14 protein-coding genes are annotated in these 14523 nt (G+C 71.2%); 7 read left to right on the top strand and 7 right to left on the bottom strand.

What is annotated here, in order from left to right:
* The first annotated feature begins 248 nt into the window (after positions 1–248).
* From C8E87_RS34405 to C8E87_RS34420, 4 genes are all read left to right on the top strand, one after another.
* Positions 249–1751, top strand: a complete 1503-nt coding sequence (locus tag C8E87_RS34405) for an MFS transporter (RefSeq protein ID WP_133877593.1) — start codon at positions 249–251, stop codon at positions 1749–1751.
* The gene (locus C8E87_RS34410) at positions 1748–2845 is read left to right on the top strand and encodes an aminopeptidase P family protein (protein WP_133877594.1); all 1098 of its coding nucleotides are present in this window, start codon (positions 1748–1750) and stop codon (positions 2843–2845) included. The genes C8E87_RS34405 and C8E87_RS34410 overlap by 4 nt, the downstream gene beginning before the upstream one ends.
* Positions 2842–3876, top strand: a complete 1035-nt coding sequence (locus tag C8E87_RS34415; RefSeq protein WP_133877595.1) for a hypothetical protein — start codon at positions 2842–2844, stop codon at positions 3874–3876. The genes C8E87_RS34410 and C8E87_RS34415 overlap by 4 nt, the downstream gene beginning before the upstream one ends.
* A gap of 228 nt (positions 3877–4104) precedes the next feature.
* Entirely contained in the window at positions 4105–4797 is a 693-nt protein-coding gene (locus tag C8E87_RS34420) for a GNAT family N-acetyltransferase (RefSeq protein ID WP_133877596.1), read from the top strand.
* A 177-nt stretch (positions 4798–4974) separates the two neighbouring features.
* On the opposite strand, the gene C8E87_RS34425 is transcribed toward C8E87_RS34420, so the two are convergent.
* The 4 genes from C8E87_RS34425 to C8E87_RS34440 all read right to left on the bottom strand — a co-directional run bounded on the left by C8E87_RS34425 (position 4975) and on the right by C8E87_RS34440 (position 8255).
* Positions 4975–5421: a DUF6918 family protein gene (locus C8E87_RS34425; protein WP_133877597.1), complete on the bottom strand. Its 447-nt coding sequence runs from the start codon at positions 5419–5421 to the stop codon at positions 4975–4977.
* 182 nt (positions 5422–5603) lie between these two features.
* Positions 5604–6362: an esterase/lipase family protein gene (locus C8E87_RS34430; RefSeq protein ID WP_239080472.1), complete on the bottom strand. Its 759-nt coding sequence runs from the start codon at positions 6360–6362 to the stop codon at positions 5604–5606.
* A gap of 55 nt (positions 6363–6417) precedes the next feature.
* Complete coding sequence (locus C8E87_RS34435) at positions 6418–7371, bottom strand: ABC transporter substrate-binding protein (protein WP_133877598.1); 954 nt, start codon at positions 7369–7371, stop codon at positions 6418–6420.
* 161 nt (positions 7372–7532) lie between these two features.
* Positions 7533–8255, bottom strand: a complete 723-nt coding sequence (locus C8E87_RS34440) for an MBL fold metallo-hydrolase (protein ID WP_133877599.1) — start codon at positions 8253–8255, stop codon at positions 7533–7535.
* A gap of 122 nt (positions 8256–8377) precedes the next feature.
* Here C8E87_RS34440 and C8E87_RS34445 point away from each other — a divergent pair, with 122 nt between their 5' ends.
* Complete coding sequence (locus C8E87_RS34445; RefSeq protein WP_133877600.1) at positions 8378–9334, top strand: TIGR03885 family FMN-dependent LLM class oxidoreductase; 957 nt, start codon at positions 8378–8380, stop codon at positions 9332–9334.
* Positions 9335–9340: 6 nt separating this feature from the next.
* Here the strand turns inward: C8E87_RS34445 and C8E87_RS34450 are convergent, their stop codons facing one another.
* The gene (locus C8E87_RS34450) at positions 9341–9838 is read right to left on the bottom strand and encodes a hypothetical protein (protein ID WP_133877601.1); all 498 of its coding nucleotides are present in this window, start codon (positions 9836–9838) and stop codon (positions 9341–9343) included.
* Between the two features lie 172 nt (positions 9839–10010).
* The gene (locus tag C8E87_RS34455) at positions 10011–11237 is read right to left on the bottom strand and encodes an LCP family protein (protein ID WP_133877602.1); all 1227 of its coding nucleotides are present in this window, start codon (positions 11235–11237) and stop codon (positions 10011–10013) included.
* A 374-nt stretch (positions 11238–11611) separates the two neighbouring features.
* Between C8E87_RS34455 and C8E87_RS34460 the strand changes: the two genes are divergently transcribed.
* Positions 11612–12259, top strand: a complete 648-nt coding sequence (locus tag C8E87_RS34460) for a class I SAM-dependent methyltransferase (RefSeq protein WP_133877603.1) — start codon at positions 11612–11614, stop codon at positions 12257–12259.
* Here the strand turns inward: C8E87_RS34460 and C8E87_RS34465 are convergent.
* Complete coding sequence (locus C8E87_RS34465) at positions 12237–12923, bottom strand: S1 family peptidase (protein WP_133877604.1); 687 nt, start codon at positions 12921–12923, stop codon at positions 12237–12239. The genes C8E87_RS34460 and C8E87_RS34465 overlap by 23 nt on opposite strands.
* Before the next feature lie 150 nt (positions 12924–13073).
* Here C8E87_RS34465 and C8E87_RS34470 point away from each other — a divergent pair, with 150 nt between their 5' ends.
* Positions 13074–14510, top strand: coding sequence for an aldehyde dehydrogenase family protein (locus tag C8E87_RS34470; RefSeq protein WP_203720838.1), 1437 nt, complete (start codon positions 13074–13076; stop codon positions 14508–14510).
* Positions 14511–14523: the final 13 nt, after the last annotated feature.

Below are 14523 nucleotides of genomic sequence, written 5' to 3' on the forward strand. Positions count from 1 at the left end.
GGCGTTTTCCGCACCTCATCCCCGGCGAGGGAGACCGCGACGGTCAACGGGACCGCGCGGCCACCGTCGTCACGTCCGCACCGCACGAGGCTCGACGCCGGCGACGGGGTCGGCCTGATCACCGAGCAGGCCGATCAGTTCCTCCTCGGTCGTCGCCGTGCCATCGCGGTCCGAAGCATCAAGGGACCCGCGTATTCATTCCTCGCGAGGGATGTCCGCCGCCGCCCGGCCCGGCGACGCTTCACCCCATGACCGATACGGGTGTGCAGAAGTCGGCCGGCCTGGGGGTGCTGCTGGCCGCGTGCGTCTCGGCGCTGGTCGTCAACGCCAACACGTCGGCGGTGACGATCCTGCTCCCGGCGATCAGCGCCGACCTGGGCGCGTCGATCGGCCAGCTGCAGTGGGCGGTCACGGGCTACATGCTGGTCGGCGCGGCCGTCATCGTGACCTCGGGCGCGCTCGGCGACGTGTTCGGCCGCCGCCGCGTCTTCGTCCTCGGCCTGCTGCTGTTCGTGGTCTCCTGTGTGGTCATCGCGCTGGCTCAGGGCGGCGCCGGCGTCATCGTGGGCCGGCTCATCCAGGGCGCGGCGGGCTCGACGATCCTGGCCTGCGGGATGAGCCTGCTCTCGGTCGACTCGTCGGGCGCGGGCCAGATGAAGGCCATCACGCTGTGGGGCGCCGCTTCGGCGGTCGGGGCCGCGGCCGGCCCGCTGATCGGCGGCGTGCTGGTCGATGCCACCGGCTGGCAGGGCCTGTTCTGGGTGGACGCGATCATCGCGGCCGGCTGCGTCCCGCTGACCGTGCTCACGGTCAAGGAATCCCGCGACCTCGACCGGTCCCGCTCGATCGACGTGCTCGGCACCCTTCTGGTCGCGGTCGCGCTGGTGCCGCTCGTCCTGGCGCTCAGCGAGGGCGGCGACTGGGGCTGGTTCTCGCTGCCCACCCTGCTCTGCCTGGTGATCGCCGTGCTCGGCGCCGCCGGGTTCGTCGCCGCCGAACGCCGGGCCGCGGCGCCGCTGGTCGACCTCGCCCTGCTGCGCAACCGCGTCCTGGTCGGGGCGACGCTGGCCATCCTGCTGGTCGCGGGCGCCATCAACGCGCTGATGTATCTGCTCAGCCTCTACTTCCAGGACCCGGCCACGTTCGCGCTGAGCCCGCTGCAGGCCGGTCTGGCCACGCTGCCCGCGGCCGCCGCGATGATCGCCATCACCCCGTTGATCACGCCGCTGGCGGTGCGGATCGGCAGCCGGGCCGCCGTGGCCCTCGGGTTCGGGCTGGGTGCGGCGGGTTTCCTCGTCCTGTTCCTGGTCACGGCCGACTGGACGTACGCCGGGTTCGTCGGGCCCCTGATCGCCATCGCCGTCGGGCTCGGCCTGGCCAACGGCCCGGCCTCCTCGGCGTCCACCGCCGCTGTCCCGGCGGATGAGGTCGGCGCGGCCTCCGGCATCTCCAACATGGCCCGGTACGTCGGCGGCTCCCTTTTCGTGGCCGCGGCGGCGACGGTGTCGAACGCGGTGACCGACGCGCGGCGCGAGGCGGGGGAGTCCGCGGCTGACGCGCTGGCCGCGGGCTTCTCCCGCGCGTCGCTGCTCCTGGCCGCCGCGTCCGCCCTCGGCGTGGCCCTTCTGGTGCTGATGGGCCGTCACCGGGGCGAGCGCCCCGGCGCCGTGCACCGTTCGGCGGCGGCCGCGTCGACCAGCCACACGATCCCGACCCGCCCCGTCGTCACGCCCGGAGGTCCGACGTCATGAAGTCGTACGTGCAACGGATGGAACGTGCGGTGAGCCAGGCGCAGGAGGCCGGCCTGGCCGGACTGCTCGTCACGCCCGGCCCCGACCTGGTCTACTTCACCGGTTACCGCCCGACGGCCATCACCGAGCGGCTCACCGTGCTCGTACTGACGGCCGGCAGTGACCCGTACCTGGTCGTGCCGGTGCTGGAACGTCCCGACGCCGAGGAGGCCGACGGCGTCGCGGCGGTGACGCTGATCGGGTGGAAGGATGGTGACGACCCGTACGAGACGCTGAGCGGCCTGGTCGACCCGGCCGGGCGCTACGCGCTGTCCGACTCGGCGTGGGCGATGCACCTGCTGGCGCTGCAACTGGCCGCCCCGCACGTGCGCTGCACGTCGATGACGAGCACCCTGCCGATGCTGCGCGCGGTCAAGGACGACGACGAGGTGGCCCGGCTCGCGGCCGCCGGGGCGGCGGCCGACGCGGCGTACGAGCAGATCGCCGGGGTCCGGTTCGCCGGCCGCAGCGAGGCCGACGTCGGCGCCGATCTGGCCGGTCTGCTCCGCGAGCACGGCCACTCCCAGGTCGACTTCACGGTGGTGGGCTCGGGCCCGAACGGCGCCAACCCGCACCACGAGATGGGCGAGCGGGTGATCCGCGAGGGCGACATGGTGGTGCTGGACTTCGGTGGCCTCAAGGACGGCTACGGCTCCGACACCACCCGTACGGTTCATGTCGGCCCGCCCACCGCGTTCGAGCAGGAGGTCTTCGACGTGGTGCGGGCGGCCCAGCAGGCGGGCTTCGAGGCCGTACGCCCCGGAGTGTCCTGCGAGGACATCGACCGCGCGGCGCGGGACCTGATCACCGACGCGGGATACGGGGACTTCTTCATCCACCGGGTCGGCCACGGGATCGGCCTCACGACCCACGAGCCGCCCTATCTCGTACGGGGGGAGAAACGCCCCCTGGTGCCGGGCATGTGCTTCTCGATCGAGCCCGGCATCTATCTGCCCGGCCGCTTCGGCGTCCGCATCGAGGACATCGTGACGGTGACCGGCACGGCCGGCCGGCGTCTCAACAACACCGACCACGGCCTGCGGATCGTCGCATGAGACGGCCGGCCGTTGCCCTCCTGGTGCTGCTCACCCTCGCGGCGTGCGGGGACGGCGGCGGCCCGGAGTCGTTGCCGTCCCCGCGCCCGTCGGCCGAACGCACGACATCACCCCGGCCCACCGACACCCGCGACACCGCCGACCCCACCCGGACGCCTGACCGCACCCGCGGGACTGCCGACCCCACCCGGACGCCTGACCGGACTCGCGAGACTGCCGAACCGGACCGGACGCCGGACCGGACCGAGGCGACCGCCGAACCGGACCGGACCCGCGAGACCGCGGACCCCACGCCGACCCTCGCCGGGCCTCCGCCTCCTCCGGCCGCCACGACGCCTCCCGCAGCCGCCACGACGCAGCCGCCTCCCGCGGCGACCACGCCTCCCCTCACGGCCGCCGCGACACCGGCACAGGAACCCACGACCGGCCCCACGCCCTCCGCCGCGGCCGCCACCACCGACTCCGGCGGCTTCGGGATCCTCGGCTGGGTGCTGCTCTTCGTGGTGCTCGGCCTCGTCGCGGCGTTTCTGCTGATCAACCGCTCCCGCCGGGCCGCGGCCTGGCGAACCGAGGCCGCCACCCTCACGGCACAGACCCGCACCGCCACCGACCTGCGGGTTCCGTCCGTGCTGGCCCAGCGCGGCCCCGCCGAGCGTTCCCTGTCCTGGCCTCCCGTCCGCGACGAACTCGCCCTGCTCGCCACCCGCTGGGCCGACCTGGCGACGCGAGCCCCCGAGACCGCCTCCCAGGCCGCCGCGGCTCAGGTCGCCGGCATCCTGCAAGACCTGATCGCCGCCATGGACGCCCTCGTCATCGGCGGCGACGAACGCGCCATGCGCACCGAGGTCACGGTCGCGCTGGACGCACTGACCGCGGCTTTGCCCCCACCCGTTCCCGTCACGCCGGCGCCGCCGCCATCCCCGAGCCCCGGGCAGCCGCCGCCCCCGAACGCCGCGCAGCCGCCACCTCGGAACGGTGGGCAGCCACCGCCCCCGAGCGGTGGGCAGCCGCCACCCCCGTACGCCGGATAGACACCCCCAACGCCGCGCAGCCGCCACCCCCGTACGCCGGGGCGGCCGCCACCCCCGGGACGTCGCGGAGCCGCGAACCGCGCCGGCAAGCGTGTCGCCCTGGCCGGTGTGACCGCGGACTGCCGGGACTCCGAAGCTGGTATGCCGCCGGTCACACTACGGTGTTTTCGTGGCCCCTCCGGGTGCCGGGGGCGGTAGGAAAGAGTCCCGGCGGCGAAGGGGGCCCACATGACGACCGTGGATCGGGCGGTGCTCGACAATCCGGTGTGGAGTGCTCTCAACGGGCCGCAGAGTGGCTTCGGCGTGGTGAACGGGCAAGCCGCGCGTTACCAGCCCGAGGTGTCGCCGTTCGTGGCGCTGGCCGATGCGGCCGACCCGGCCGCGTGGGCCGACCTCGCCGAGCTGGTCGAGCCGGGCGACACCGTGCTGATGCCGGCCGCGCCCGAGGGGGCCGGTCCGGGGTGGGAACGCGTCGGCGGCGGTCTGGGCGTGCAGCTCACCGGCGAGGACCTTGTCGCGGCGCCCGACGCCGAGCTCGTCACCCTCGGCCGCGACGATGTGCCCGAGATGGTCGACCTGGTCGAGCGCACCAAGCCCGGGCCGTTCGGGCCGCGCACCCGGCAGCTCGGCTTCTATCTGGGCATTCGCCGCGAGGGCAAGCTCGTGGCCATGGCCGGTGAGCGGGTGCGGCCGCCGGGCTGGACGGAGATCAGCGCCGTCTGCACCGACCCGGCGTTTCGCGGGCAGGGGCTCGCCAACCGGCTCGTCCGAGCCGTCGCCGCGGGCATCGTGGAGCGGGGGGAACGGCCGTTCCTGCACGCGGCCGGCAACAACGACAACGCGATCCGGCTGTATCTGGCCATGGGGTTCCGGCACCGCCGCGACATCAATTTCCATGCGTACCGGATGACCGCGCGCTAGGCGCTCGAGCCACAGCCCCGCAGGAGAGGCAGCCCTGAGGGCGTACCAGGGCGCCTTCGTGGTCGTCAGCCACGACCGGCGGTTCCTCGACGCGATCGGGATCGACCGGACCCTGACGTTGACCCCGTGAAAAAGGGCCGCCCGGCAGCGGGCAGCCCTTTTTCACGTGCGAGCCGATCAGGCGGCGTACTTCTCCACCAGGCCGCCGAGGGCCGGCAGGGCGGCCTCGATGTGCTTGGAGGCGCCACCGCGAACGGTGTTGTAGGCCTTGACGACGACGGCCTTCTCCGAGGCGCCGGCCATGTCGTCGGTGATCTTCAGCAGGGCCGGGGTGACCTCGTCCTGCCGCTTGGCCAGGTAGTCGCCGAACGAGCCGCCGCCGGAGGTCTGGAAGTCGCTCCAGAACGGCTGGAGCGCCTCGAGCATCGACGGGACCAGGATGTTCAGGGTCTCGACGTAGTAGCCGGGGGCGAACGAGGTGACCGCCTTGTAGGCCAGCTTCACGGCACCGGCCGAGATGCCCGACTTGTTGGCGAGTTCCGACTCGACCAGCGCCTGGGCGTCCTTGACGATGGCCTCCTTCGTGGCCGGGTTCGCGGAAAGGTCAAGAAGGTTGGAAACCATGGTTGTGCGCGCTCCTCATCACAAGACGACGGCGAGCAGACTACTCAATGCGGAAACACTTTCAACTCCCACCTCGCCCGTCTCGTGAGATGCCCCGGCGTGGCTATCATCTTCCGTCTGATCGGTGTCCGGGACGGTACGTCCAGCCGGTGTTTCGGGGTCGCGCGTGGCCGTGAGGTCTGCTAGGCCGGGCAAGCGGTCGGCTCGGTCATCGGGTGGGCGCCGAGCGCGTCGAGAACCATGGCGACCACGTACGGGTCGGTCGGGAGCCCGCCGTGGGTGGTGCGGGCCGCGGGGCAGAGCGTCTGCAACGGCAGGTTGATCGCGCCGTCGAGGCGAGCCGAGTCGGGTGGCTGCACGGTTTCGTCGTTGGTGGTCCAGATCGACAGCCAGGGCAGGCCGGCCGGCAGCCGGTCGTCGATGCTTTCGAGCAGGTCGCTGCCCGGCGCCAGCTGCTGACAGGCCGTGGGGCACTGGGCGCGGGCGAACGACGCGCCGAGACCGGCCAGCCGGGTGCCGTGCAGCGGCGAGCCGAGCGAGACGACGCGGCGGGCCCTCTCGGCGCCGCGGTGTTCGGCCACCCACAGCCGGGTGACCACGCCACCGGCCGAGTACCCGATCACGTCGACGCTGGGCGCCCCGGCCGCGAGCGCGCGCGTGACCTCGGCGTCGAGCAAGTCGGCCTGCTCCTCGAGCGAGCCGGTGCCGTCGCCGGGCAGGGTCAGAACCTCGGCCGTACGCCCCTCGGCGGTGAGCCGCCCGGCCAGCTGGGTCAGCGCCGTACGGCTGCCGCCGTAACCGGGGACGAGCAGCACCGGGCCGGGCCGGCTTTGATCGGGTCGCGGACCGTCGTCGAGGTCGTCGCCCAGCACACGTACACAGATCAGCGCCAGCAGCACGACGGCTGCCAGGCCGGCCCCTCCGAGCAGCCACCACCGCACGAGATCATCATGCCGTACGCCCGGCGTCGGTTCAGGCGATTGCCCGGTGAGCGGGTCAGGGCAGCAGCTGGTCGAGCGCCGGCGGCTTGGTGAAGATGCCGTCCATCTGGCCCAGGGCGGCCACCCGCTCGATCGACGGGCGGTTGATGTCTTCGGGCCAGGTCGGCAGGATCATCGCGATCCGTACGGTGTCGTTGATCTGCGTGTACGTGCCGACGACGTCACGCACCTCGCCGGGGTGCGACGCCGCGTAGCGCAGGGATTCGCGGATGGCCTCGGTGAAGCCGCCCACCAGCGTTGATTTCGCCGTGATGGTGCCCTGGCTGGTGAAATAGAGCGCCACCGTCAGGTCGGGCGCGGTGTCCACGAAGTTCGACGCGAGGACCCGGCCGCCCTGGGTCAGCACGGCGCTCAGGGTCGGCTCGACCACCCAGGCCGCGTCCACCTGTCCTCTCTGCAGCGCGCCCGGCATGTCGGGGAACGGCATCGCCTGGAACCTCAGGTTGCCGGCCCTGCCCCCGGCCCGGCGCACCGACTGCCGTACGGTCGTGTCGCCCAGGTTCTTCAACGTGTTCACCGCGACGCTCTTGCCGCCCAGCTCGCGGGCAGAGCGGATCGGGCTGTTGTCGGCCACCACGATGGCCGAGAAGTCGCGGCCGGGCCGGCCGTTGGACGAGACGCCCGCGGCGACGGCCTTGAGCGGCGCCCCGCCCGCCTGCGCGGCCATCAGCGAGGTGACGTTGGAGAAGCCGAACTGGTATTTGCCGCCGAGAACCCCTTCGACGATCGCCGCGCCGCCCTGCTCGGGGGAGAGCACCAGGTCGATGCCGCGGCTCGCGAAGAAGCCCTTCTTCTTGCCGAGATAGATCGGGGCGACGTCGATGATCGGGATGACCCCGACGGTGACCCGGGTGGGCGCCGCGGCCGTCTGCTTGTCGTCCCTCTGGGTGCAGGCCGCCGTGCCGATCATCAAGATCACGACGGTCGCGGCGGCAAGGATCCGGTGCATGGTGTGCTCCTCGGGTCACGCGGCGCGACGGCCGCCCGGCGAAAAGTACACGATCAAGCGCGCTCCGGGGTCGGGCGTAAAGCGGAATTTGAATGTCTGCCCGGACAGCCCCGTCCATGACGGAAGGTCCGGGTCGGAGTCCGGCTGCCCAAGGCCGGTTTTCAGAGGGAGGCGGCCAGCTTCCGCAACGCGTCGGCGGCGCCCGAGGTGAGCGGATCGCCGTGTCCGGGCAGGATCGTCCGTACGTCCAGACCGGCGAGCTTCTTGACCGAGGCGGCCGCCTGGGCCTGGTCCTCGGTGTACTGCGGGTCGGCGCCGGCCAGGCCGCTGTTGTTGTTGAGCGCGTCGCCCGCCACCAGGGTGCCGGTCGACGGGTCGAAGATGGAGACGTGCCCGGCGGTGTGCCCGGGGGTGCCCACGACCCGCAGGCCGAACACCTCGTCGCCGTCCTTGACCGCGGTCAGCTCCTTCTCCGACGTGACGCCGGAGACGTCCGCCTCGCCGACGTAGAACTTGGCGTTGGCGGCCCGGGAGGCGACGTCGCCCAGGCCGCCGGCGTGGTCGTCGTGCTTGTGGGTGAGGATGACGTGGCGCACGGCCGCGAAACCGCTGCCCGCCGCGGTGAGCGCCTGCCCGATGGCGTCACCCGAGCCGGGAGTGCCGAGGTCGACGACGGCCGCGTCGTTACCCCGTACGAGCAAATAGGCCGAGACGAACGAGAGGTTGACCCGTTCCCAGCGCCCCGCGGCTGTCGGCGCCGCTCCCGAGGTGGCCGTGGGCGTGGGCGCGCCGGACGAGGACGGGGATGACGAACAGGCGTTGAGGACGGCGACGCCCAGCACGCCGGAGCCGGCCGTGAACAGGAGCCTTCGACTGATCCGCATACCCGATGCTGGCCCGGCCGTCGTGGTGCTCGCCACCGGTTACCCCCTTTGTGTCCGATTCTTGTCCGGCACCGGAAAATGCCCAGGCATTCCGGCCCGGTTCGCGGGGTAAGAGGACGAACATGACGGAGTACGGAATCCACGCGTCCCACGAACAGATCCCGCCCGGTGAGTTGCTGGCCGCCATGGTGGCCGCGGAACGCGCCGGCTTCGACGCGGCCATGTGCTCCGACCACTTCTCGCCGTGGAGCAGCCGCCAAGGGGAGTCGGCTTTCGCCTGGTCGTGGCTGGGGGCCGCGCTGCAGGCGACCAGCCTTTCGTTCGGGGTGGTGAACGCGCCCGGACAGCGTTACCACCCGGCGATCATCGCGCAGGCCATCGGCACGCTGGGGGCGATGTACCCCGGCCGGTTCTGGGCCGCCCTGGGCAGCGGGGAGTACAGCAACGAGCACATCACCGGGCAGCCGTGGCCGCGTAAGGACGTACGGGAGGCTCGTCTGCTCGAAAGCGTCGAGGTCATCCGCGGTCTGCTGGCCGGGGAGGAGGTCACCCGCGACGGGCTCGTGAAGGTCGACCGCGCCCGGCTGTGGACGCGTCCCGAGACGCCGCCGCCGCTGATCGGGGCCGCGGTGAGCACCAGGACGGCGGCCTGGTGTGCGGGCTGGGCCGACGGGCTGGTCACGGTCAACGCGCCCGAGGACCACCTGCGCGCGATGATCGAGCAGTACCGCGGCGCCGGCGGACGTGGACCGGTCTGCCTGCAGGTGCACCTGAGCTGGGCGCCGACCCAGCACGAGGCCGAGGCGATCGCGCACGACCAGTGGCGCAGCAACATCTTCCCGCCGCCGGTCTGCTGGGACCTCGAGACCGTCGACCACTTCGACGTGGTCAGCGAGAACGTGACCGTCGAGCAGGTCGGGAAGGTCGTCAACATCTCGGCCGACCTCGAGGAGCACATCGAGAGGCTGAGAGGCTACGCGGCGCTGGGCTTCGATCGGATCTATCTGCACCACGTCGGGCAGGACCTGACCCCGTTCATCGAGACGTTCGGGGCCAAGGTGCTGCCGGCGTTGCGATGAAGGGGGCTAGGCGCCGCCGCATGCGGCCCGGAACTCGTACGTGGTGGTGTTGGTCTTGGACCCGCCGAGCCAGTCGATGCGCATGCCCGCCGCCGACCCGTCGAGAGGGCTCGGGCGCTCCACCACGACGAGCAGGTTGGCCTGTTCACCGGCGCGGATCGTCGCGTTCGCTGCGGGCATCCGGGCGCCCCACGTCGAATTGGCCGCCGGGGGATAGGCGGCGCTGGCTATCGGGGCGTGCCCGCTGCCCAGCGGCACGATGAACGCCTCGGTGGCGGCGACGTTGCGGGCGTCGACCAGACCGACCTTCTGCACGACGAGGTCGGCGCCGGCCGGCGCGCGCACCACCTCACCGACCACCATGGAGGCGCCCTCCGGAACACGCACACACTGCGTCACCGGGTCGCCACCGAACACCATCTCGTTGTCACTGTCCGAGCCGCAGCCCGCCGTCGTCAGGATCATCGCCATACCGACCGTGGCCAGGCCACTCCGCCGAATCATGGGATCGGACCGTACTGCCGTATTGTTACGGTTCGATCTCTTTACGTAATTACGCGTCGTCGCCCTGCGCGACGACGGAATCACTCGCCAGCAATGCGATCAAGTACGTTTTCCGACGGCCTCTCACGTTCGGGTGCGTCGTGGTCGCGGCTTCCCGCGTGGGGGGCTGTGATCAGGAGGCCGCGGACGCGTCGTTGATGAGCATTTCGGGGTGGCGGCCCAGGAACTCGGGCAGCCGGTCGGCCGAGGTCGCCTCGAACAGCCTGCGGGTGTCGTCGGTGATGCCCTCGCCACCGTTGCCCGCGGCGAACGTGCCGCCGTTGGTCTTGATCGGGATGAGGTCGCCGGCGGCCAGGCCCTTGAGGCCGAAGATGAAGCTGTCGACCGGCACGCCGTGGGTGTCCATCTTGAGCGACTTGCCGGCCGCGGCCAGGATCTTGGAGACCTTGCTCGGGTTGCCCATGACGCCCGAGCTGCTGGCCTTCTTGGCCATGGCCCGCAGGAGCTGCTGCTGGTGCCGCTGGCGGTCGTAGTCGCCGTTGGTCGAGTGGCGCAGGCGGGAGAACTCGAGCGCCTCCCACGGCTCCATGTTGCGGCAGCCCTTCTCGAACCACAGGGCGTTGCGCGGCGGCGACTTTGGGTCCTTGCCGTGGGCGTACTCGACCTTGCCGTTGTTGACCACGTAGTGGCTCGACCACATGCGCTTGTCGACGCACAGGTGCACGCCGCCCATCGCCTCGAGGATGCCCTTGAAGCCGTTGAAGTCGATGACCATGACGCCGTCGAACTCGATGCCGGTGAGCTCGTGGATGGCCTTGGTCGCCAGCTTGGCGCCGCCCTGCCAGCCGCGGCCGTTCTGCGACCCGAACAGGTAGGCGGCGTTGATCTTGGTGGTGGCGCCGCGGAAGCCCATTTTCTCGTCGGCCGGGATCCGCGCGACGGTGTCCCGGGGGATCGAGATCATGTATGCCTGGTCGTGCGAGGCGGTGATGTGCAGGATCAGGATGGTGTCGGAGCGCGACTCGCCCTCGTCCCATCCGGTGCGGGTGTCGAGGCCGAGCATCAGCAGGTTCATCGCGCCGTCGGGCAGCTTGCCGACCGGCACGGCCTTGTTGCCCACGTCGCCGGAGTCGAGCACTCCCGACGTCGTCTGGATGTTCGACGTCAGCTGGTTGAGGAAGTACTTCACGACGACGATGCCGCCGACGCCGACCAGGGCCAGAATCACGCCGAACGTGGTCAGCAGCCGCGCCCACAAAGGCGATTTGCGGCGCTTGGCCTTTTTGCCGCCGCCCTTTGTGCCGGATGTCCTGCCACCCCCGCCGCCTGTGCCGCCATAGGTGTTGCTGCGGCTCTGACGGACTACCCGATCGCCTTGCATGGCGGTCTGTGGCGGCATGCGTAATAGCTCCCTCGTGACACGGGCGTTCGGCAACCGTTGGTACGGAGGCCGCCCGCGCCGGGCTCAACGCCGTGAGAACAGATATATGTTCGCGATGTAATAGTCAACCCCGCTTGACGAGCGGTGACCCCGCGGCAACGTTTCGGAATCAAAAGCCCCATTTTCCGTACGCTGGGTAGCGGGATGATCGCTTCGAGCGGTCCCCTCATTGTTCGACGAAGGTCGAACACCTGCACAGTCACGTGCCCGATTTCGGCGGTATTTGGTTTCCACGCTCATCCTGGGGCGCATTCGCCTTCGGCGATGCCGAATGGCCTTCCCCGCCATTCCTGGGAATTGGCTGGGTGCCCTCGGGGAATAGGGTGCGCCAGGTGGATGCCAACACCGAAGAGTTGCGGGACGCACACGACAAACTGGCCGAGTTCTACGCCGAACGGCTGGCCGGTGTGCTCGAGAGCATGCCGATCGAGCGCGCGGTGCTCGACCTGTTCTGCGAGCTGACCCTGGCCGCGGAACTGGGCCGTGACGTGGCCGACGTCGGCTGCGGAACCGGGCGGCTGCTGCCCTATCTGGCCGGCCGCGGGGTCACGCCGCGCGGCGTCGATCTCGCCCCGGGCATGGTCGAGGTGGCGAGGAGGGACAACCCCGGCTTCCCGTACGAGGTGGGGGATCTTCGCGCCCTGCCGTTCGCGGATGCTTCGCTGGCCGGCGTCGTGTGCTGGTACTCGCTGATCTTCCTGCCGCCGGAGTCGCGCGACGCCGCGTTCGCCGAGCTGGCCCGCGTGGTCAAGCCCGGGGGTCATCTGGCGTGCGCGTTCAAGGACGGGGACGGCGAGAAGCGCCGGGGCGGCCGCTCGGTGGGGGTGGAGTTCGACGCGTACTGGCTGTCGACGGGGGAGATGCTGGAACGGCTCGGGGCGGCCGGCTTCGACCTGGTGTTCCAGGCCGGCCGGCCGCCCGAGGGCGAGGAGCTGGTGCCGCAGGGTTACCTGGTCGTCAGACGCCGGCGACCGAGGTGATCCACGAACGGTTGTAGGCGACGCTGCCGTAGTACTGGCGGCTGCTGCCGTCCGCGGTGGACGCCACGCCGACCTGCGCGCCGTTGTAGACCTGCGGGCCGCCGGAGTCGCCGCGCCACGCGTTGCCGTTGATCCGGGTGCTGCCGATCGCGCGACCGCCGTACGCGTCGGTCTGGTTGGTCGAGGTCACCTGCACGGTCGCGGTCTTCAGCGTCGTCGACGCGCTGCAGCCGCTGTAGCAGGTCATGCCCCAGCCGTAGATCGAGTTGGTCGAACCGACCGGGGGGTACGCGCTCGACAGCGGCATGTACGACGTGGTGATCGGCGAGGCGAGGCGCATGAGGGCCAGGTCGTAGCGGGTCGAGGTGCTGCTCACCGCGCGGGTGGTGCCGCCCGAGGTGCGGTTGACGCTGCCCACCCGCACCGACATCGTGCCCGAGATGCAGTGGCGCGCGGTCAGCACGTAGTTGGCCGAGATGATCGTGCCGGAACACGTGAAGCTGCCGTTGCTGAGCACGGCGGCGGCCCACGGCGCGGACGAGACGGTGCCGCCGCCGATGATGTTGGTGCTCGGGTCGCCGACGGCGCCCAGCGCGGCCGAGGGGATGGCGAGGGCGCCGGTGAGGGCGGTGGCAAGCGAAGCGACGACGATGCGGATGCGCACGCCGACTCCTTTCAGGGGGTCGTTCGGCCCGGGGCCGGGGTGTGGCCCGCGGATCGAAGGCTGTCGAAGTACGGTACGACGCCCTCGCCGGTCGGGCACAAGCCCACTTCGCCCCTATCACCGTGTGATGACCGCCGATAGCGTGGACGCGTGGACCACTTGATGTTCGTCGGCGGCGCCTGGGTGCCCGCCCGCTCGCACGAGACCACCACGGCGACCAGCCCGGCCACGGGCGAGACGCTGGGCCGCGTACCGCAAGGAGATCGGGACGACGCCCGGGCCGCCATCGCCGCGGCGAGGGGCGCGGCGCAGGGGTGGGCGCGGCTGTCCGCCTTCGACCGGGCGGCGCTGCTGCACCGCGTCGGCGATGTGATCGAGTCCCGGCGCGACGAGTTGGCCCGCACTCTGACGCTCGATCAGGGCAAGCCGTTGCGGGCCGAGGCCTACGACGAGGTGGACGAGCTGGTCACGTACTGGCGGATGGCGGCCGAGGACGGCAAGCGCCTGGGTGGGCAGCTGCCCAACTCGGCGTCGGCGGGCAAGCGGGCGCTGCTGATCCGGCGCCCGCGTGGCGTGGTCGGCGTGATCACCCCGTGGAACTGGCCGTACACGATGCCGGCCGAGCTCATCGCGCCGGCGCTCGCCTCCGGCAACACGGTGGTGTGGACCCCGGCGCCGTCCACGTCGGTCGCGGCCGTGGCGCTCGCCGGGTGTGTGGCCGACGCCGACCTGCCGCCGGGCGTGCTCAACCTGGTGACCGGGCCGGGACCGGTGGTCGGCGACGAGATCGCGCGCAACCCGGGGACGGACGCGGTGGCGTTCATCGGTTCGACGGCGACGGGGCAGCGGGTGGCCGCCGCGGCGGCGGGCAAGGCGACGCTGCTCGAGATGGGCGGGAACGGACCGGTCGTGGTGATGCCGGACGCTGATCTCGAGCGGGCGGTGGACGGGGTGCTGACGGCGTGTTTCCTGTGTGCGGGGCAGAGCTGCACGGCGGGCGAGCGGCTGCTGGTTCACCACGAGGTGCGGGGGGAGTTTGCGAGGCTTCTGACCGCGGCCGTACGGGAGCGGGTGCGCCTGGGAGATCCGTTTGACGATACGACCACGATGGGTCCGCTGAACAATCCCGATGTCGCCGACAAAATGGACAGGCACGTGGCGGATGCTTTGGAGCGCGGGGCTTCGCTTCTGATCGGCGGCTCGCGGGACAATTCGTACAAATCGGATTTATACTGGCAGGCGACGGTGCTGGATGGTGTTCCGGCTGACGCGCTGGTCGCCGTCGAAGAGACGTTTGGGCCGGTCGCGCCGATCATCGGCATCGGATCGCTCGCCGAGGCCGTGGAGATGACCAATTCTTCCCCGTACGGGCTGCTCGCCGCCATTTACACCGGTGATCTGCGGACCGGGCTCGACTTCGCCGACGCCGTACGGACCGGCTGGGTCAACATCAACGAGTCGTCGAACTACTGGGAGAGCCATCTGCCGTTCGGTGGCCGCTCCGGCTCCGGCAGCGGGCTGGGCCGGGTCGGCGGCAGCCACCCGATGGAGGCGTTCACCGAGCTCCAGACAGTGATCATCGGCTGAGGGTCGCTCTGCG

This window comes from Paractinoplanes brasiliensis (assembly GCF_004362215.1).
GTDB lineage: Bacteria > Actinomycetota > Actinomycetes > Mycobacteriales > Micromonosporaceae > Actinoplanes > Actinoplanes brasiliensis.